Annotated in this window: 22 protein-coding genes; 13 read left to right on the top strand and 9 right to left on the bottom strand. The window is 67.3% G+C overall.

All coding sequences use genetic code 11. From position 1 onward, the window contains the following. Positions 1–8 precede the first annotated feature (8 nt). Both boxB and boxA read left to right on the top strand, forming a co-directional pair. Positions 9–1436 carry a benzoyl-CoA 2,3-epoxidase subunit BoxB gene (gene boxB / locus ACTIGJ_RS13075; RefSeq protein WP_439640766.1) on the top strand — a complete coding sequence of 476 codons (1428 nt, stop codon included), beginning with the start codon at positions 9–11 and terminating at the stop codon, positions 1434–1436. 294 nt (positions 1437–1730) lie between these two features. After that, positions 1731–2942: a benzoyl-CoA 2,3-epoxidase subunit BoxA gene (gene boxA / locus ACTIGJ_RS13070; protein WP_439640765.1), complete on the top strand. Its 1212-nt coding sequence runs from the start codon at positions 1731–1733 to the stop codon at positions 2940–2942. 36 nt (positions 2943–2978) lie between these two features. On the opposite strand, the gene ACTIGJ_RS13065 is transcribed toward boxA, so the two are convergent. Further along, positions 2979–3920: a helix-turn-helix domain-containing protein gene (locus ACTIGJ_RS13065; protein ID WP_439640764.1), complete on the bottom strand. Its 942-nt coding sequence runs from the start codon at positions 3918–3920 to the stop codon at positions 2979–2981. Positions 3921–4045: 125 nt separating this feature from the next. On the opposite strand from ACTIGJ_RS13065, the gene ACTIGJ_RS13060 reads away from it, so the two are divergent. Next, entirely contained in the window at positions 4046–5098 is a 1053-nt protein-coding gene (locus tag ACTIGJ_RS13060; RefSeq protein ID WP_439640763.1) for a carbon-nitrogen hydrolase family protein, read from the top strand. 2 nt (positions 5099–5100) lie between these two features. Further along, on the top strand, positions 5101–5634 hold the full coding sequence (locus tag ACTIGJ_RS13055; RefSeq protein ID WP_439640762.1) for a group I truncated hemoglobin: 534 nt from the start codon (positions 5101–5103) through the stop codon (positions 5632–5634). 1 nt (position 5635) lies between these two features. Here the strand turns inward: ACTIGJ_RS13055 and ACTIGJ_RS13050 are convergent, their stop codons facing one another. Then, entirely contained in the window at positions 5636–6040 is a 405-nt protein-coding gene (locus ACTIGJ_RS13050) for a nuclear transport factor 2 family protein (RefSeq protein WP_439640761.1), read from the bottom strand. 107 nt (positions 6041–6147) lie between these two features. Here ACTIGJ_RS13050 and ACTIGJ_RS13045 point away from each other — a divergent pair, with 107 nt between their 5' ends. Together ACTIGJ_RS13045 and ACTIGJ_RS13040 are read left to right on the top strand one after the other, a co-directional pair. After that, positions 6148–7209, top strand: a complete 1062-nt coding sequence (locus tag ACTIGJ_RS13045) for an AraC family transcriptional regulator ligand-binding domain-containing protein (RefSeq protein WP_439640760.1) — start codon at positions 6148–6150, stop codon at positions 7207–7209. A gap of 112 nt (positions 7210–7321) precedes the next feature. Then, a complete protein-coding gene (locus ACTIGJ_RS13040; RefSeq protein ID WP_439640759.1) occupies positions 7322–8206 on the top strand; it encodes a metal-dependent hydrolase in 885 nt (294 codons plus the stop codon). Positions 8207–8230: 24 nt separating this feature from the next. Here the strand turns inward: ACTIGJ_RS13040 and ACTIGJ_RS13035 are convergent, their stop codons facing one another. Continuing rightward, a complete protein-coding gene (locus tag ACTIGJ_RS13035; protein WP_439640758.1) occupies positions 8231–8614 on the bottom strand; it encodes a hypothetical protein in 384 nt (127 codons plus the stop codon). Next, positions 8607–8999, bottom strand: coding sequence for a hypothetical protein (locus ACTIGJ_RS13030; RefSeq protein ID WP_439640757.1), 393 nt, complete (start codon positions 8997–8999; stop codon positions 8607–8609). The genes ACTIGJ_RS13035 and ACTIGJ_RS13030 overlap by 8 nt, the downstream gene beginning before the upstream one ends. Here ACTIGJ_RS13030 and ACTIGJ_RS13025 point away from each other — a divergent pair. Both ACTIGJ_RS13025 and ACTIGJ_RS13020 read left to right on the top strand, forming a co-directional pair. Beyond that, positions 8989–9330, top strand: a complete 342-nt coding sequence (locus ACTIGJ_RS13025) for a thioredoxin family protein (RefSeq protein ID WP_439640756.1) — start codon at positions 8989–8991, stop codon at positions 9328–9330. The two genes, ACTIGJ_RS13030 and ACTIGJ_RS13025, sit on opposite strands and share 11 nt — an antisense overlap. Before the next feature lie 26 nt (positions 9331–9356). After that, positions 9357–9551, top strand: a complete 195-nt coding sequence (locus ACTIGJ_RS13020; RefSeq protein ID WP_439640755.1) for a hypothetical protein — start codon at positions 9357–9359, stop codon at positions 9549–9551. Positions 9552–9594: 43 nt separating this feature from the next. On the opposite strand, the gene ACTIGJ_RS13015 is transcribed toward ACTIGJ_RS13020, so the two are convergent. The 5 genes from ACTIGJ_RS13015 to ACTIGJ_RS12995 form a co-directional block, all read right to left on the bottom strand. Next, positions 9595–10776: a hypothetical protein gene (locus ACTIGJ_RS13015; protein ID WP_439640754.1), complete on the bottom strand. Its 1182-nt coding sequence runs from the start codon at positions 10774–10776 to the stop codon at positions 9595–9597. A gap of 127 nt (positions 10777–10903) precedes the next feature. Beyond that, positions 10904–11257 carry a hypothetical protein gene (locus ACTIGJ_RS13010; protein WP_439640753.1) on the bottom strand — a complete coding sequence of 118 codons (354 nt, stop codon included), beginning with the start codon at positions 11255–11257 and terminating at the stop codon, positions 10904–10906. Between the two features lie 296 nt (positions 11258–11553). Next, positions 11554–12693, bottom strand: a complete 1140-nt coding sequence (locus ACTIGJ_RS13005; RefSeq protein ID WP_439640752.1) for a zinc-dependent alcohol dehydrogenase family protein — start codon at positions 12691–12693, stop codon at positions 11554–11556. Further along, entirely contained in the window at positions 12690–13124 is a 435-nt protein-coding gene (locus ACTIGJ_RS13000) for an acyl-CoA thioesterase (RefSeq protein WP_439640751.1), read from the bottom strand. Before ACTIGJ_RS13000 ends, ACTIGJ_RS13005 begins: the two co-directional genes overlap by 4 nt. 324 nt (positions 13125–13448) lie before the next feature. After that, a complete protein-coding gene (locus ACTIGJ_RS12995) occupies positions 13449–13802 on the bottom strand; it encodes a histidine triad nucleotide-binding protein (protein ID WP_439640750.1) in 354 nt (117 codons plus the stop codon). 88 nt (positions 13803–13890) lie between these two features. On the opposite strand from ACTIGJ_RS12995, the gene msbA reads away from it, so the two are divergent. From msbA to ACTIGJ_RS12970, 5 genes are all read left to right on the top strand, one after another. Then, positions 13891–15651, top strand: coding sequence for a lipid A export permease/ATP-binding protein MsbA (msbA, locus tag ACTIGJ_RS12990; RefSeq protein ID WP_439640749.1), 1761 nt, complete (start codon positions 13891–13893; stop codon positions 15649–15651). Positions 15652–15805: 154 nt separating this feature from the next. Further along, positions 15806–16807: a tetraacyldisaccharide 4'-kinase gene (lpxK, locus tag ACTIGJ_RS12985; RefSeq protein ID WP_439640748.1), complete on the top strand. Its 1002-nt coding sequence runs from the start codon at positions 15806–15808 to the stop codon at positions 16805–16807. Between the two features lie 4 nt (positions 16808–16811). After that, the gene (locus ACTIGJ_RS12980) at positions 16812–16991 is read left to right on the top strand and encodes a Trm112 family protein (protein WP_439640747.1); all 180 of its coding nucleotides are present in this window, start codon (positions 16812–16814) and stop codon (positions 16989–16991) included. Then, positions 16988–17758, top strand: a complete 771-nt coding sequence (gene kdsB, locus ACTIGJ_RS12975; RefSeq protein ID WP_439640746.1) for a 3-deoxy-manno-octulosonate cytidylyltransferase — start codon at positions 16988–16990, stop codon at positions 17756–17758. Before ACTIGJ_RS12980 ends, kdsB begins: the two co-directional genes overlap by 4 nt. Beyond that, positions 17755–18447, top strand: coding sequence for a phosphatase domain-containing putative toxin (locus ACTIGJ_RS12970; protein WP_439640745.1), 693 nt, complete (start codon positions 17755–17757; stop codon positions 18445–18447). The genes kdsB and ACTIGJ_RS12970 overlap by 4 nt, the downstream gene beginning before the upstream one ends. Positions 18448–18520: the final 73 nt, after the last annotated feature.

The following is an 18520-nucleotide window of genomic DNA, read 5'->3' as shown; positions in this document are numbered from 1 at the left end:
GCGCGCCGATGTCCACGATCGACTACAGCCAGAAGATTCCCAACAACGTCAATCTCGGCAGTGACCGCACGCTGCAGCGGGCGCTGGAAAGCTGGCAGCCGAACTTCCTGAACTGGTGGGGCGACATGGGCCCGGCCGGCTCGCATCAGCACGAGGTCTACCTGCGCACGGCGGTGTCGGCCGAGCCGAGCGGCTGGGCGCATTTCGAGCACGTGAAGATGCCGGACTACCGCTGGGGCATCTTCCTGAGCCCGCAGGTGGCCGACCGCAAGATCCACTTCGGCGAGCACAAGGGCGAGGACGTCTGGCAGGAGGTGCCGGGCGAGCATCGCGCGAACCTGCGCCGGATCATCGTCACCCAGGGTGATACGGAACCGGCGTCGGTCGAACAGCAGCGCCATCTCGGCGCCACCGCGCCGAGCCTCTACGACCTGCGCAACCTGTTCCAGATCAATGTCGAGGAAGGCCGCCACCTGTGGGCGATGGTCTACCTGCTGCACCGCTATTTCGGCCGCGATGGTCGCGAGGAAGCCGATGCGCTGCTCGAACGCCGCTCCGGCCAGGACGACAACCCGCGCATCCTCGGCGCCTTCAACGAGCAGACGCCGGACTGGTTGAGCTTCTTCATGTTCACCTACTTCACCGACCGCGACGGCAAGTTCCAGCTGTGCGCGCTGGCCGAATCGAGCTTCGATCCTCTGGCCCGCACCACCAAGTTCATGCTGACCGAGGAAGCGCATCACATGTTCGTCGGCGAAAGCGGCGTGTCGCGCATCATCGCCCGCACCTGCGAGCTGATGAAGCAGCACAACGTCGAAGCGCCGGACCAGGTGCGGGCACTCGGCGCGATTGATCTGCCGACCCTGCAGCGCTACCTGAACTTTCACTACAGCGTGACCTTGGACCTGTTCGGCGCTGATCAATCTTCGAATGCTGCAACCTTCTACTCGTCCGGCATCAAGGGCCGTTTCGAGGAAGGCAAGCGCGCCGACGACCATGTGCTCAAGGATCAGAGCTACACGATTCTCGACGTCGTCGACGGCCGTCTGGTCGAGCGCGAAGTGCCGATGCTGAACGCGCTCAACGAAGTGCTCCGCGACGATTTCATCCGTGATTCCGAAGCCGGCATCGGCCGCTGGAACAAGGTCATCGAAAAGGCCGGTCTGCCGTTCCGGCTGACCGTGCCGCACAAGGCCTTCAACCGGCAGATCGGCACGCTGTCGGGCGCCCGGATCGCGCCGGACGGCACGCCGGTCACGCAGGCGCAGTGGCAGGCCCATGTCGACCAGTGGCTGCCGACGGCGGCCGATCGCGCCTACGTCACCAGCCTGATGGGCCGGGTGGCCACGCCGGGCCAGTACGCGAACTGGATCTCGGCGCCGCTGGTCGGCATCAACAAGCAGCCGATGGACATGGCCTACGTCCGGTTCAATTGACCTCTCCACTCGCCACCGCGAGTGGAGAGGTCACCCCGGCGCAAGCCGGGGTCCATGTCTCCGCTTGTGGCGAGGTCAACCCGGCGAAAGCCGTGGTCGAAGTTCCAGTTCGCGGCGAGGTCAACGCGGAGCAGGCCGGCGCCTCTGCCTCGACCCGCGCCGATAACGTCGCGATGGATCCCGGCTTTCGCCGGGATGACAGCGCTTGTTGGGGTCTCTCGGCTTTCGCCGCGATGACGCCACCCGATGAAAACCCGCACCCCGTATCCCGCATCCCGCTCAAGGAAGTCCCTCATGACCGCCCTGCTCAAGCAGCACCTGATCGATCCGGTCATCTGCATCCGTTGCAACACCTGCGAGGAAACCTGCCCGGTCAAGGCGATCACCCACGACAGCCGCAACTACGTCGTCGATGCCGAGATCTGCAATGGCTGCGGCGCCTGCCTGAGTCCGTGCCCGACCGGCTCGATCGACAACTGGCGCACCGTGCGGAAGGCCGAGGCCTGGTCGTTGGCCGATCAGCTGGGCTGGGATGAACTGCCGCCGGAACGGGAACTGAGCCGCGACGCTGCCGGCGATGACGCCGGCAATGAAGCCCCAGGCTTCACGCCGCCGCCACTCGACAGCGCCCGCGGTTCGACGATCGCACCAGCCTCGGCCGCGACACCGGCCGTCAACCTGTACACGGTCAAGCAGCCGGCGACGGCGACGGTGGCCGGCAACGTGCGGGTCACCGCCACGGCGTCCGACAGCGACACCCACCACATCGTGCTCGACTTCGGTTCGCTGCCGTTTCCGGTGCTCGAAGGTCAGTCGATCGGCATCATTCCGCCCGGCGTCGACGCTCACGGCCGGCCGCACCACGCGCGCCAGTATTCGATCGCGAGCCCCAGAGACGGCGAGCGGCCCGGCTACAACAACCTGTCGATCACCGTGAAGCGGGTGCTGACCGATCACGAGGGGCGGCCGGTGCGCGGCGTCGCCTCGAACTACGTCTGCGACCTGCAGCGCGGCGACAGCGTGCAGGTGATTGGCCCGTTCGGCAGCAGCTTCCTGATGCCGGACGATCCCCGGGCCGACCTGCTGATGATCTGCACCGGTACCGGTTCGGCGCCGATGCGCGGCATGACCGAGCGCCGCCGCCGCCGGCGTCAGCCCGGCGATGGCCGGCTGATGCTGTTCTTCGGTGCCCGCTCGCAGGCGGAGCTGCCGTACTTCGGGCCGCTGTCGAAGCTGCCGGCCGATTTCATCGACATCCACCTCGCGTTCTCGCGCACGCCGGGGCAGCCGCGCACCTATGTGCAGGACCTGCTGCGCGCGCGGGCTGCGGAGATTGCCGAACTGCTGCGCTCGGACCACGCCCACATCTACGTCTGCGGGCTGAAGGGCATGGAAGACGGCGTGATCGACGCGCTGCGCGTGGCCGCCGACCAGCACGGGCTGGACTGGAAGCCGCTGCACGCCCGGCTCAAGGCCGAGGGCCGGCTGCATCTGGAAACCTACTGAGCGCGGCTCGCCGGCGGCGGCCGGCAGCGGCGGGTTTCAGTCCGCCGGACCCTGCCGGTAGTCGCGCGGCGCACGGCCGTAGGCGGCGCGGAACGCCCGGCTGAAATGGGCGCTGTCGCTGTAGCCGCAGGCCAGCGCGATCGCCGTGATGCTGCTGCCGCGCTGTGCCGGATCGCGCAGCCCGCGTGCGGCGCGCGCTAGCCGCCGCTGCCACAGGTAGGCGGCCGGTGATTGGCCCGAGGCCGCGAACAGCTGGCGCAGGTAGCGCTCGGAAATCGACAGCGCCTGCGCCCAGGCCGCCACCGTGAACGCCGGATCGTCGAGCCGCTGTTCGGCCAGCGCCTGGGCTTGCGCCAGCTTCGGCAGGCCGGACAGCGGGCTGGCTGGCGCCAGCGCACCGAGGCCGTCGACGACCAGATCCATCAGCGTCGCGGCGATCGCGGCGCGGCTCGGTGCCGAGGGCCAGGGATCGAGCGCGGCCAGCTGCAGCGTCCAGTCGCGGACCAGCTTTGCCGCCGGCGACGGACCGGACAGCACGACGCCGACCCGGGCTTCCAGCCCCGGCCCGCGCTGCAGCATCGCTGCGCGCGGCAGCCGCAGCACCAGCTGCCGCTGCGCCGCCGCGAAGTGCAGCGCGTACGGCTGCGCGGTGTCGTAGAGCGCCATGTCGCCCGGCCGCAGGTAGGCGCTGCGGCCCTGCTGGTCCAGCCGACCGCAGCCGTCGACCTGCAGGCTCAGCAGGAAGAACTGACCCGGCGATTCGTGGACATGGCGGCCGGTGCGCAGCACGTCGGTGCCGTGGCTCTGGACATCGCAGACCGTCACCGCATCAAGGGTCCGGGCACGGATGCGCGCGGCGAAGCCTTGCCCGCGATCCGGCTGGCAACGGACCGGCACGAACTGCTGCGACACCATTTCTTCCCAGTAGTCGGCCCGTCGCTGCGGGGCCACGCTGGCGGTTGTCAGTATCGAATCCATCGCTGCCTCCTGCCGCGCTACCGCGTCGGTCAAGTCGGGTTCCGCTACAGGCAGGATCGCCGCCGCCCGCGCTTCCACCATAGCAAAGCCCGCGCCGTTCGCCGCGCGCCACAGGAGACGCCCACATGCCCGCAGCAACCCATCCCCGGCTCCGCGTTGCCGCAGTGCAGGCGGCACCGGTGTTCGCCGATATCGACGCCACCATCGACAAGACCATCGCCCTGATGGAGCAGGCGGCCGCCGACGGCGTGCAGCTGATCGCCTTCCCGGAAACCTGGATTCCCGGCTATCCGTGGTGGATCTGGCTGACGCCGCCGGCGCTCGGCATGGCCTGGGTGCAGCGCTATTTCGACAATTCGCTGGTCATCGGCGGTGCCGAGTTCCAGCGCCTGCGTGACGCGGCCCGCCGGCTGAAGCTGTGGCTGGCGCTCGGCTTCAGCGAGCGCGCCGCCGGCAGCCTGTACATCGCCCAGGCGTTGATCGACGACCAGGGCGTGCTGCGCCGCAGCCGCCGCAAGCTCAAGCCGACGCATGTCGAGCGCACCGTGTTCGGCGACGGCGACGGCAGCGACCTGACAGTGACCGCCACCGCGCTCGGCAACATCGGCATGCTGAACTGCTGGGAGCATCTGCAGCCGCTGTCCAAGTACGCGCTGTACGCGCAGGACGAGCAGATCCACATCGGCGCCTGGCCGAGCTTTTCGATCTACCCCGGCGCCGCCCATGCGCTGGGGCCGGAGGTGAACACCGCCGCCAGTCGCGTCTACGCCGCCGAAGGCCAGTGCTTCGTGATCGCGCCCTGCGCGGTGGTGTCGCCGGCGATGCATGCGGCGCTGTGCACCGAACCGCTGCAGCAGCAGCTGTTGCAGCCCGGCGGCGGCCACGCGCGTATCTACGGCCCGGACGGCGCGGAGCTGGCGACGCCGCTGGCGCCGGATGCCGAAGGGCTGCTGATCGCCGATATCGATCTCGGCGTGATCGCGCTGGCCAAGCACGCGGCCGATCCGGTGGGCCATTACGCGCGGCCGGATGTCACGCGGCTGCTGCTGAACCGCAGTCCGGGCCACCGGGTGATGAACGCCGTGGAAACCGGCAGCCCGTTCGAAGTGATCAGCGGGCGCGGCGCCGAATGCCCGCCGTCGCCCGCCGGCGATGACGCCGACCGCCCGGGGGCCTGACGATGAGCGAATCTCCCAATCCGCCGCCGGCAGCGGCTTCGCTGTATGCGCGGCTCGGCGGCTACGACGCCATCTACGTGTTCGCCGCGCGGGCGCTGCAGAAGGCGATGGCGCATCCGGACATCGGCCACATCTGGGCGCACATGTCGGAATCGACGTTCCAGAAGGAGCACATCAACTTCGTCGATTTCCTGTCCCGGCAATGGGGTGGCAACGCCCGCTACCGGGGGCGCGACATGGTCACCGCCCATCGCGGCATGGGCCTGACCGAGGTGCACTGGCGCGCGATGTTCGACTGCCTGCACGCCTGCTACGTCGAGTTCGGCCTGCCCGCCGAGCTGCAGGCTGAGATCAACGCCACCTTCGAGCGCTACAAGCCGGCGGTGGTCGGTAGCCCGTCGTATCGCGACGTGGTGCTGGCCCACCCGGAGATGGACGTCACCCGCGGCATGGGCAGCGTCGGCGTGGTCTGGCCGGCGCGGGGCACGCCGCCGATCGCCGGCGAGCCGCCCGGCAGCGGCCCCGCAGCCGACTGACTCAGGCCGCCGGCGGCTTCATCCGCGCCAGCATCTCGCCCATGCGCTGGTGCACCGCCTGGATGCCCTTCAGCGGCCGCACCATCACCTTGAAATCGATGATCTGGCCGGCGTCGTTCCAGCGGATCAGGTCGACGCCGTTGACCGCGACGCCGTCCATCGTGGTCTCGAACTCCAGCAGTGCGTCATGGCTGCCGATGATCTCGCGCACGTAGCGGAATTCGCCGACGAAGAACACCTCGAAGGCGGCACGCAGGTACAGCCCGGTGATCGCCTTTCCGCGCTGCGGCGTGTGCACCACCGGCGAGTGGAACACCGCGTCATCGGCCAGCAAGGTGTCGAGGCCGCGCGGATCGCGGGCGGTGACCATCTGGTGCCAGCGGTGGATCGGATGGTGGTCGTGCATCGGGCAGGGCTCCGTATCGGGTGGAACGAAGGCGGCGCTGTCGCGGCCGCCGGGATCAGGTGCCGATCATCGCCGAAGCGGCTGGGACGCTGCGGCATACTGCGGCGATGAGCACACCGCTGCATCTGGAACCGATTCCGTTCATCACCCTGCCGAACTGGGTCAAGGCGGCGGCGCAGTGCGGCTTCAACATCGAGCCGGTGTTCCGCGAAGTCGGCATCGAGACCGATCTGATCCACCTGGAAAGCGCCACCGTCAGCGCGCCGCTGCTGCAGAAGGTGATGGAAGCCTGCGTCGAGCGCACGCGCGGTTCCGCGCAGCACTTTCCGTTCGTGCTCGGCGAAACCTTCGCCTTCGACTACCTGCCGGACATCGACACCTTCCTGGCCACCAGCCCGACCTTGCGCGATGGCCTGCGGGTGTTCGACTGGGTGCGCGAGCTGATCAACCCGCTGATCCAGGTGCGGCTCGCCGAAGCCGGCAACGAGGCGCATCTGGTGCTGGCGCTGGCGCCGTCCGGCGAAGCGCCGCCGTACCCGTATTTCAGCGAAACCACGTTCGCGTCGATCGTGAAATTCGGCCGCCGTCTGCTGGGGTCGGACGTGCCGTTCCAGCGGCTGTGCTTCTGTCATCCGCAGCCGCCGCATGCCGCGGCCTACGAGGCGTATTTCCGCGTGCCGGTGCTGTTCGACCAGCCGCAGCAGCTGCTGGCCTTCGATCGCGCGCTGCTCGACCAGCCGCTGGAAGGCGCGTTCCCTGCGCTGCACCGGCAGGCGCGCTACCGGGTCGAGCAGCGGCTGGCGCAGCAGCCGGCGAAGGCGGGTCCGGATGCCACGCCGGCCGCCGCGCTGGTGGCCGCCATCGAGCAGGCCTTCGCCGAGCAGCCGGCGCTGCTCGGGCAGGGCATCGAGCGGATGGCGGCGGTGCTCAAGCTGCATCCGCGCACCGTGCAGCGCCGGCTGCAGGACGCCGACCAGCGCTATGCCGAGCTGCAGGATCGCGCCCGTTTCCGGCTGGCCGTGCGCTGGCTGGAAGACGGCCGGCAAGACATCGAAACGATCAGCGAGCGGCTCGGCTTTTCCGATCGCCGCAGCTTCACGCGGGCGTTCACGCGCTGGTCCGGCACCTCGCCGAGCGCTTTCCGCGGACGAGAGCGCAGCGACGGCTGAAGCGGGCTGGCGGCTGTCGCGAAATGTTCCCTGGTGGTCGCGGCCGGTCATAGCCGACCCCTCGGGCGCGGCCTAGAGTCAGGCTCACGCTGTGACTTCCGAGACGCCCGCCATGAAGCAGACCACCATCACCTCCGGCTACCCGATCGTGCCGCGCACCGAGGTCGATTTCGACCTCGATGGCGACATCCCGCGCCACTGGTTCGGCGGCGATCCGTTCAAGACGCGCTTCTTCGACGCCATGTCGACGCTGTTCCCGGAAGGCGAAAAGTTCTTCATCAGCTGCGTGCGCGACTACCGCGACCAGATCCGCGATCCGGAGCTGCAGCAGCAGGTCAAGGACTTCATGCGCCAGGAAGCGCAGCACGGCCGCATCCACAAGCAGTTCAACGACCGCCTGCAGGCGCAGGGCATCCGCGTCGACCGCATCGAGGCCAAGACCCGCAGCCTGCTGGAGCGCATCCGCAAGCTGATGCCGGCCTCGTTCACGCTGGCGCAGACGGCGGCCGCCGAGCACATGACCTCAATCATGGCGCACAGCTTCTTCGAGCGGCAGGAAGTATTCGCCGATGCCGATCCGCGCATCCGCGCGATGTACATCTGGCACGGCGTCGAGGAGATCGAGCACAAGGCGGTGGCCTACGACGTGCTGAAGAACGTCGCCAAGGCCGGTTACTTCCTGCGCGTCGGGGTGATGGTCTACACCTCGGTGATGTTCCCGCTGCACGTGTTCCTGATCCTGCGCCGCATGCTCAAGGCCGACGGCTTCAGCTTCGGCCAGCGCCTTGGCCTGTGGGCGCGTGGCCTGCGCTGGCTGTACGGCTGGAACGGCCTGTTCCGGCCGCTGATGGGCCACTACTTCGCTTACTACCGGCCCGGCTTCCATCCCTGGCAGGACGGCGAGATGCTCACCTACCAGCGCTGGGCGAGCGCCTACGCCCAGAACGGCGGCGACGCCGTGGCCGCCGGCAACGCGGCGCACGCCGGCGCAGCCTGAGTGCGCGGGCGGCGCGCGACGCGGTCAGGCAGTGCGCGTCATCCGGCGCGCCAGCCACGGGAACTGCAGCCAGAACGACAGGTAGAAGAAGCTCAGGTACCAGTAACGGAACACGAAGCTCAGGTCATCGCCGCCGATCACCACGATGTAGACGTAGTCGTAGATGAACAGCGGCACGGTCAGGTACAGCGCCAGCCACCCGGCATTGCGCCGGTGGTCCTGCGTCGGAAAGCGGCGTAGCAGCCAGGGCGCCAGCGGCACGTACAGCGCGGTGACGGCTGGCAGGATCGCGAGCTTCGCCAGCAGCGGCCACTGCTGGTAGTAGTCCGGCAGACCCAGGATCACGAACAGGCCCCAGGTCGCAAAGCTCATCGCCAGCAGCGCCAGATGGGTGCGAAGGTCAAGCATCGTCGTGCCACTCCGGTTCGGGTTCGTCACCGACGGTGCCGGCCGCCGCTGCGGCTGTCGATTCCCTGCGGGCACGCCCTTGGTGGACGGCAGACTGCGCGGCCGAGCGATCGGACGGCTCAGGCTGGGATTTCGCATCAACTGCCGCCACGCCGGTGTAGCCCTGAACGATCCCATGGCTGGTCTTCATGGTCGCCGAGTCGTTGTCGGTGAGATTTGATTTCAGCGGCTCGCCACGACGGTTGGTCTTCTCCTTTGAGGTCGCCAGCCACTCGCGAATCTTCCGGCTGTTGCGCCCCAGGGTTTCGATCTGCTGCTGTTCGTGCTGTGTCAGGTATCGATTTGGCGTCGCGATCTGCGCTCGCTGCAAGGGCGTGCTGTTCACCGCCAAGCCACTGGCGCTGACGGCCGCGAAATTCGAGGCCCAGCTGACGCGCGGCGATCTGCCGCTGGTGATCGATTTCTGGGCACCGTGGTGCGGGCGGTGCCTGTCGATGGCGCCGAGCTACGAGCGGGCCGCCGCCGAGATCGAACCGGATGCCCGGCTCGCCAAGCTCGACACCGAAGCCGAAGGCGCGCTCGCCGCGCGCTTCAACATCCGCAGCATCCCGACGCTGATCGCGTTCGGCGGCGGCCGGGAAATCGCCCGCCAGTCCGGCGCGATGCCGTACCCGGCGCTGCTGCAGTGGCTTCGCAGCGCGATCACCATCGCCTGACGAGCATCTTCCTTCCCCCAACTGCCATGCCGCGCCGCAATTCACCCAGCGACATCACGACCCTCGACGACCTCAGCCAGCTGTCGGACATCGTCGTCGACAAGCGCCAGGACAAGCGCGCCAACGCCAAGCGCAGCCGCCGCAATCGGCACTACGAGCGGCAGTTCCTGCGCAATGCCGCCGGCTTGCCGGTGGCCGCTGATGACGATGACGCAGCCTAGCCAGGCAGGGCCAAGCGATGCGCGCGGCGGTCTTGCCCGCTGGCTACGATGCTGAGGTGCCGGTCGCGACCCGCCCTATGCGTTTCTTTTTCTCTTCGAAGGCCTTGATTGGGCCGGGCTCGATCGCTACCAGTTCATGAAAGCCCGTATGCAGATTGCGCGCCATCTTTACGAGTGTGCCTAGAAGCGCATGCACACCCTCCCGAGTCTCCCGAATCACCTGTTTCAACCGTACTGACGTATCACCGCTCTTCTCAAGGTACTTCTCGTCTACCTCGCCTCCGTTGTGCTCGTACAGATGTCTTCTGTAGAACATCAGCCTCGCTTGCGAAACCTCCGTCTCCTTAAGGCCGGAGCACAGGTCGATGTCAAACCAATCTCGAAAGATCGTCCGGATCTCTTCGAGCTCGTGAAAGCTGTACTTGGTTAATCGGGTCACTCGGCGAGAAGTCAGCGGCACTTGTTCGGCAAGTTGCTTCCCATATTGGGCGACGAGAGTATCAAAAGCAGCTACAGCGTCTCGAATGCAGTCTTGTGGTGGCGCTCCACTGTTGATTCGTTCGCGTATCGCAACGACCGTGTTGCCTTCGAATTCTTGCAGGTCATTGCGCGTGCCGCAGAGCGAGCAGTACCCAAATCTGCCGAGGATGTCGTTGAACTCTTCGCATGCGAGGCACCTGTACTTGTGCTGTTGACTTTCTTCTGCGATGTAGAAGGTTGGACGTTCTGACGAACTCTTGTCGACAGCATCGGCTACCTCGTCCATGTCAATGACGACTTTGCCGTCCTCGTTGGTCTTCAGTCCATCAAGTAGTACGCGGCAATAGTGTCGCGTGAAGTGAAGCTGGGCCTTCGAAAGGAACTGATAGCCTTCCGCCCGGAGGTTGCAGTACGGGCAGAAGTTGGGCCAAGGCCCGCTGCGCCAGTAGCCGTCACATCGAGGACAGTGGTGGCCGAACTGGCCCTGACTGTCTGACTGAATCATGACGGGATAGCAGCCCTCAAACGGAGGAGGGTTCCAGGGTGTGCCAATGCCGCCAAGTTGGATGCTGCTGACTGGCACGCCTTGGGGAAGTGCGTACACCGCAATCATTACAACCGGGACTGGGCTAGAGCTACTAACGTTAATCTGATACCGGTGGCGATCGTCGACGCCTGTTGTGAAGGTGAACGTGATCTTTCCGCCGGAATGGGCGATTTCTCGGAAGTCGTCGGTCGTCGTCAAAGCGAGTGTCCTCTAGAGTCCTTCGGCGGTTCGAGCGCCGACGAGACTGCTTCTGATGCCTAAAGCCTAGTTAAGTAGCGGGCGAAGCCCATCCGCTTAGATGTCTGGTTGGGCGCTTGCCGTTGATTCATGAGAACAGCGACGTAACGAAAAGAAGTGTCAAACCAACGAGGCCCGTTTTTCTTATCTTTTCGACTGTAACGTCGATGACGTTTGCTGGAGTTTGAAAGACAGATGGAAATGATGCTGCCGCCCATGCGATGACTGGCGGACATATAAACAGACGACCGTGCCAGCGGGGTAGTCGGTAGCCGTTGATCTCTGGGATGACAAAGGCAAAGAGCACTATAAGTGCCAAAACAAACGAAGCCAGCATTGACTCAAGTTCTGCAAATTCTTCGGCGATGATTTCGCCTTCTTGATAGCGCGCGAAGAAGTAGATACCGCACGCGGCTACCAAGACGAGGATCGCAGGGAACATTCCTAGCAAGCCCAACGCCAAGCGGGGGGCCAATCCCGGATTTGAGTACTGCTCTGCAAGTCCCCTAATCCGAATCCCGGGTGGCATCGCGTTCGTATCGTCACAGGGAACGCCTCGTTGATCTCGTGATTTCAGCAATCGGGGGTAACGGGACGGGAAACGGTACTCCCACGCTGTCGCTATGCGCGCTGCGTATCAGCAAGCTGCGCGTCAAGAGCACTGCATACGGAGCTTTCATGCGGGTGGCAATCCACATGGCGGTTGGGGGCCGGCTTCACGGTGCTGGAGCCGGCGGCTCAGAACAACACCACCTGCCGCACCGCTTCGCCGCGCGCCAGCACGTCGAAGCCTTCGTTGATGTCGTCCAGCTTCAGCCGGTGGGTCAGCAGCCGCTCGACCGGCAGCAGGCCGGCGTCGTGCATCGCGACGAAGCGCGGCAGGTCGCGGCTGGGCACGCAGGAGCCCATGTAGCTGCCTTTCACGGTGCGTTCTTCGACAGTCAGGCTGACGGCCGAGATCGAGAACTGCTTCGACGGGTGCGGCAGGCCCATGGTCACCGTCATGCCGCCGCGCGAGGTTGCGGCGTACGCCTGCTGCAGCACGCGTTCGTTGCCGACGCTCTCGAAGCAGTATTCGGCGCCGCCGCGCGTGGCTTCGCGGATTTCGGCGACGACATCGGCGGAAGTTCCGGCGTTGATGATGTGCGTGGCGCCGAGCGATTTCGCCAGTTCGAGCTTGGCCGGCTGCAGATCGACCGCGACGATGGTTGCCGCACCGGCGGCCCGCGCGCCGAGCAGTGCGGCCAGACCGACACCGCCCAGGCCGAACACGGCGACCGAGGCGCCCGGCGGCACCTTGGCGGTGTTGACCACGGCGCCGACGCCGGTCAGTACCGCGCAGCCGAACACGGCGGCGATCTCCGGCGCCAGGCCCGGCCGCACCTTGACCGCCGAGGCCGCCGACACCACCGCGTACTCGGCGAAGCCGGACACGCCGAGGTGGTGGTTGATCGCATCGCCGCCATCCGGGAACTGCAGCCGCCGGCTGCCGGCCAGCAGGGTGCCGGCAACGTTCGCCTTGGCGCCCGGTTCGCACAGAGCGGCGCGGCCGGTGGCGCAGGGCTGGCAGTGGCCGCAGGCGGGCACGAACGAGAACACCACGTCGTCGCCCGGCTTGAAGGCCGTGACGTCGGCGCCGCATTCGATCACCGTGGCGGCTGCTTCGTGGCCGAGCGCCATCGGCATCACGCGCGGCCGGGTGCCGTCGATCACGCTCAAGTCCGAGTGGCAGAGGCCGGCGGCGGTCATCTTGACCAGCAGTTCGCCGGGGCCGGGCGGGGCGAGGTCGATGGTTTCGATCGACAGCGGCTTCGATTGCGCGTACGGGGCCGGCAGGCCCATTTCGCGAAGGACGGCGGCGCGGGTCTTGAGCGTCATGGCGGGGTGGTCGGGCTCTGGATGCGGGCGAGGGCGGCGCGGATGCCGTCCGGAATCGGATGCGGGCGGTTGCTGGCCCGGTCGACGAACACGTGGACGATCCAGGCTTCGGCCAGCGGCGCGTCCTCGCCGCGCTTGAACAGCGCCAGTTCGTAGCGCACCGAGGAGTTGCCGAGCTTGCCGACCCGCAGGCCGACTTCCAGCACATCCGGATACGCGGCCGAGCGCAGGAACTTGCAGTTCGATTCGGCGATATAGCCGATCACCGTGCCGTGGTGGATGTCGAGCCCGCCTTCGTCGATCAGGTAGCAGTTCAACACCGTGTCGAAGTACGAGTAGTACTCGACGTTGTTGACGTGGCCGTAGCGGTCGTTGTCCTTCCAGCGCGTCGGCATGGTCTGGAAGTAGCGGTAGGTGGCGCGGATGCTCATCGGGGCTGCGGCGGTGGGGGATGGGGGGCGAGTGACGAGGCGTCTGGCGGCGCTGCTAAAGCTTCATCGAGTCTTGCAGTGACGTCCGTTCCGGCCACCTCGTTCCTCGGTGGCGTTCGAAGCAACGCGGAGCAGTGCTCCGCAAGCGTGTTGCTTCTCACCCAGGCGGCGCAGTGCGCCGCAAGCGTCCGGCTTCTGGCTGCGCCCTGGCCCGCTCGTTCCTCGCGGGCGTTCGAAGCAACGTTCGGGGGCTCGACCCGGCCACCTCGTTCCTCGGTGGCGTTCGAAGCAACGCGGAGCAATGCTCCGCAAGCGTGTTGCTTCTCACCCCGGTGGCCACTTCAGGGGGCGGCCGGCGACGATGTGCAGGTGCAGGTGGAACACGCTCTGGCCGGCGGCGGCGCCGTTGTTGACCACCAGCCGGTAGGCGTCGCCATAGCCTTCGGCCTCGGCGATCGCGGTGGCCTTCAGCATCAGGTGGCCGAGCAGGGCCTGGTCTTCCGGCACCGCGTCGCAGAGGCGCGGCATCGGCTTCTTGGGGATCAGCAGGATGTGGGTCGGGGCGACCGGGTTGATGTCGCGGATGGCGATGCAGAGCTCGTCCTCGAAGACGATCGTCGCGGGAATCTCGCGGGCGATGATCTTCTCGAACAGCGTTTTGGCGGGCGCGCTGGACATGGCGGGGCGGGGATTTCCTGAAGTGGAACAGGCGGTTTTCGCGGGTGCCCGATCTTAGACGACGCGACCCGGCTGCTACCATTTCGGCATGAGTGTCCCCGATCCGTATCGCCCCGCCGCCGTCTGGCGTCGCCTGCTTGCTTACGGTGCGCCGCACTGGCGGCTGTTCCTGCTGGCGATGCTCGGCATGGTCACCTTTGCCGGCACCGATCTGGCCTTCGTGCGGCTGATCCAGCCGCTGATCGATTCGATCTTCGTCGAGCGCGATCCCCAGGTCATCGCGGTGATGCCGTTCGCGATCCTCGGCATCTTCCTGCTGCGCGGCATCGCCGGTTTCGCGGCCGCCTACGGCATTGCGGCGGTCGGCCAGCGGGTGGTGTCGCGGCTGCGCTGCGAGGTGTTCGAGCATCTGCTGCACGTGCCGGTGGCGCATCACGACAAGTCCCGCAATGCCGATCTGCAAACCAAGCTGACCTACCACGCCAACCAGGTGGCCGACAGCGCCACCGGTGTCTTGACCGCGATCGTCAAGGACGGCCTGTCGGCGATCGGCCTGCTCGGGCTGCTGTTCTGGACCAGCTGGAAGCTGGCGCTGTTCACCTTGGCCATCGCGCCGCTGGTGAGCCTGTCGATCACCTGGGTCAACCGCCGGTTCCGCAAGCTGTCGCAGCGCGTACAGGGCTCGGTGGCCGGCATCACCCATTCCGCCGATGAGGCGATCACCGGCCGCCGCATCCTCAAGCTGTACGGCGGAGAAAGCTATGTGCTGGACGCGTTCCGGCGCATGGACGATTACCTGCGCCGGCAGAGCCTGAAGATGACGGCCAGCGGTGCGGCATCGAACAGCGCGCTGGAAATGATCGCCGCCGTTGGTGTCGCGATGCTGGTGTTCGTCGCCACCGCGCCCGGCATGATCGAAACCGTCAGCGCCGGCACCTTCGCCTCGTTCATCGCCGCGATGCTGAGCCTGCGCGCGCCGATGGCGGCAATGACTGCGATCAGCGAACGCCTGCAGCGCGGGCTGGTGGCCGGCGCCGATCTGTTCCGCTTTCTCGACACGCCGGTCGAAGCCGATGCCGGCAGCCGGCCGCTGGCGCGCAGCCAGGGCAGCCTGCGCTTCGACGATGTGCGCTTCGCCTACGAGGCCGACGGCCGCGCCGCGCTGGATGGCGTCAGCCTGGAGGTCGCGCCGGGTGCGACGGTGGCCTTCGTTGGCCGCTCCGGCAGCGGCAAGTCGACCTTGCTGTCGCTGATCCCGCGCTTCTACGACCCGACGTCCGGGCGGCTGCTGCTCGATGGTTTCGATGCCCGCGACTACCGGCTGTCGGACCTGCGCCGGCAGGTGGCGCTGGTCGATCAGAACATCGTGCTGTTCAACGCCAGCATCGCCGACAACATTGCTTACGGCTCCACCGGCGCCACCCGCGACAAGATCGAGGAAGCGGCGCGCCGCGCCCACGCCTGGGAGTTCATCGAACGGCTGCCGCAGGGGCTGGACACGATGCTCGGCCAGGACGGTGCGAATCTGTCCGGCGGCCAGAAGCAGCGCCTGACCATCGCCCGCGCGCTGTACAAGGATGCGCCGATCCTGATCCTCGACGAGGCCACCAGCGCGCTCGACACTGAATCCGAACGGGCGATCCAGCAGGCGCTGACCGAGCTGATGAAAGGCCGCACGACGCTGGTGATCGCCCATCGCCTGTCGACCATCCAGAGCGCCGACCTGATCGTGGTGATGGACCAGGGCCGGATCGTCGAGCAGGGCACCCACGAGGCGCTGATCGCCCGCGATGGCGCCTACGCCGCGCTGCACCGCATGCAGTTCCGCGACGAGCCGGTCGCGGCCTGATGGGCACGGCCCCGCGCGTACCTCGAGCCCGTCATCCCGGCGAAGGCCGGGATCCAGTACGCCTCCTTCAAACAGGGCGCGTCGGACGGCACTGGATTCCAGCCTTCGCCGGAATGACGGCTGCTGAAGGTCGCTGCCCGGATCGGGCCGCGCATTGAAGCGCTGGCTCGAACGGCGCTGGTACTCGGCGGAATCCCCGCCGCTGGTGCTGCGGCCGCTGGCTGCGCTGTACGGTCGGGTCGCGGATCGCATCGGGGCGTCGAAACGCGCGCAGGCGGTGCGCCTGCCGGTGCCGGTGGTGGTGGTCGGCAACATCAGCGTCGGCGGCACCGGCAAGACGCCGGTGACGCTCTGGCTGGTCGAACAGGCGAGGGCACTTGGCTTCCGGCCCGGCGTGATCAGCCGCGGCTATGGCGGCCGTGCTGCGGCCTATCCGCTGCGGGTCTCGGCGAGTACCGATCCGGCCGAATGCGGCGACGAGCCGGCGCTGATCGCAAGACGCAGCGGCGTGCCGGTGGCGGTGGCGCCGGATCGCGTCGCCGCTGCGCGGCTGCTGATCGAGCAGGATCGTGTCGATCTGCTGATCGCCGACGACGGCCTGCAGCACTACCGGCTGGCCCGCGATCTCGAGTTCTGCGTGATCGACGGCGCGCGCGGTCTCGGCAATGGCGCGTGGCTGCCGGCGGGGCCGCTGCGCGAACCGGCGGCGCGGCTGGCCGGTGTCGATGCGGTGATCGTCAACGGCCCGCAGCATGCAGCGCTGCCAGCGCATGGCCGGCCGCAGCTGGCGATGCAGCTCGGCATCGACCGGGCGCAGGCGCTGGACAGCGGCGAGCTGCGGCCGCTGTCGGCGTTCAGCGGCCAGACGCTGCACGCGGTTGCAGGCATCGGCCATCCGCAGCGTTTCTTCGATGTGCTGACGGCGGCCGGTCTTGTCGTGATTCCGCAACCGTTCCCGGATCATCATCGTTTCGTGGCTGCCGATCTCGCCTTCGGCGATGCGGCGCCGGTGCTGATGACCGAGAAGGACGCCGTGAAGTGCGCCGCGTTCGCCAGGCCCGGCCTGTGGTACGTGCCGGCCGAGGCGCGCATCGGTGAGGCCGACACGGCGCTTGTGCGAAAATTGCTGTCCGGTCTTCCCCGAAAATCCTTCTGAATCCATGGACAAGCGCCTGCTCGACATCCTCGTCTGCCCGGTCACCAAGGGGCCGCTGACCTGGCATCCGGACGTCCAGGAACTCTGGTGCAAGGCCTCGCGCCTTGCCTATCCGGTGCGTGACGGCATTCCGGTGATGCTCGAAGAGGAAGCGCGACCGCTGCGCGACGACGAACTGCAGTGAGCGAACGCCGCTTCCGCATCGTCATTCCGGCGCGGCTCGGCTCCACGCGCCTGCCGCGCAAGGTGCTGCGCGAACTGGCCGGCAAGCCGATGGTGCAGTGGACCTGGCAGGCCGCCTGCGCAGTCGCCGGGCCGGCCGCCGTGACCATCGCCACCGACGATGCCGAAGTCCAGGCGCTGTGTGCGGACTTCGGCGCCGACGTGCGGATGACCGATCCGGCCCATCTGTCCGGCACCGATCGGGTCAACGAGATCGCCACCGTTGCCGGCTGGGCGGATGAGGAGATCGTCGTCAACCTGCAGGGCGACGAGCCGCTGATGCCGGCGGCGATGGTGATCGAGGCGGCGCGCCTGCTGGCCGACGATCCTTCGGCCGACATCGCCACCTTGTGCCATCCGCTGCATCAGCTTGAGGACTGGCTGAACCCGAACTTCGTCAAGGTGGTGCGTGCCGCCAACGGCCACGCGCTGTACTTCTCGCGGGCGCCGATTCCGTGGAAGCGCGAAGGCACGTCGCCGACCTCGCCGCTGCCGGCGGGCCTCGCGTTCCGCCACATCGGCCTGTACGCCTACCGGGTCGGCGCGCTGCGCCGGTTCAGCCAGCTGCCAGCATCACAGCTCGAATCCTGCGAAGCGCTGGAGCAGCTGCGGGCGCTGGAAGCCGGGCTGCGGATCGCCGTCGGCGTGTCCGACGTGCCGGCGCCGCGCGGTGTCGACGCCGAGGCCGATCTGCAGGCGGTCGCCGCATTGCTGGCGGCGCGGGCATGAGCCGCCGCACCGCCGTGCTGCCGCCGGATGTGCCGCTGCTCAAGCCCTGGGCGCGCGTCCGCGCCTGGCTGAACATGCTGTTCGTCGATCACTCGATCTTCCGCTTCATCTACAACACGCGGCTCAAGATCACGCCCGAGCTGCACCGCTGCGGCCACCCGATGCCGTACCAGCTCCGAGGCGCGCAACGGGCCGGCATCCAGACCGTGCTGAGCCTGCGCGGCAACGAAACCCATCTCGGCTCCAACCAGCTTGAATGGGACACCTGCAAGCGCATCGGCCTGCGGCTGGTGCATTTCCCGATCGGCTCGCGCAGCGCGCCGCAGCGCGACGAGCTGCTGGAAATCATCAGCCTGCTCGACCGCCTGCCGAAGCCGCTGCTGATCCACTGCAAGTCCGGTGCGGACCGCGCCGGCATGGTGTCGACGATCTTCCTGCTGCTGCGCGGCGCGCCCTTCGATACCGCGATGCGCCAGCTGGACTTCTGGCGCCACGGCCACATCAAGGCGGCCAAGACCGGCGTGCTCGACCAGGTGTTCTACAGCTACCGGGATCACCTGGCCGCCCATCCCGGCACCCCGTTTCCGGACTGGGTGGCGCAGCACTACGACCCGGTCGCGGTGACCGCCTCGTTCAAGTCGAATTTCTGGGCCAACCAGCTGGTCGACCGCATCCTGCGCCGCGAGTAGCCAAGCGCTCGGGCAACAAAAAAGCCGCGTCGATCGACGCGGCTTTTTTTGTCCGGGCTGGCTTGCGGCCTGG

This window comes from Nevskia sp., assembly GCF_051860985.1.
In the GTDB taxonomy this organism is placed as follows: domain Bacteria; phylum Pseudomonadota; class Gammaproteobacteria; order Nevskiales; family Nevskiaceae; genus Nevskia.
The sequence above is the reverse complement of the archived record's forward strand: the minus strand, read 5'-3'. Positions and strand labels throughout refer to the sequence as shown.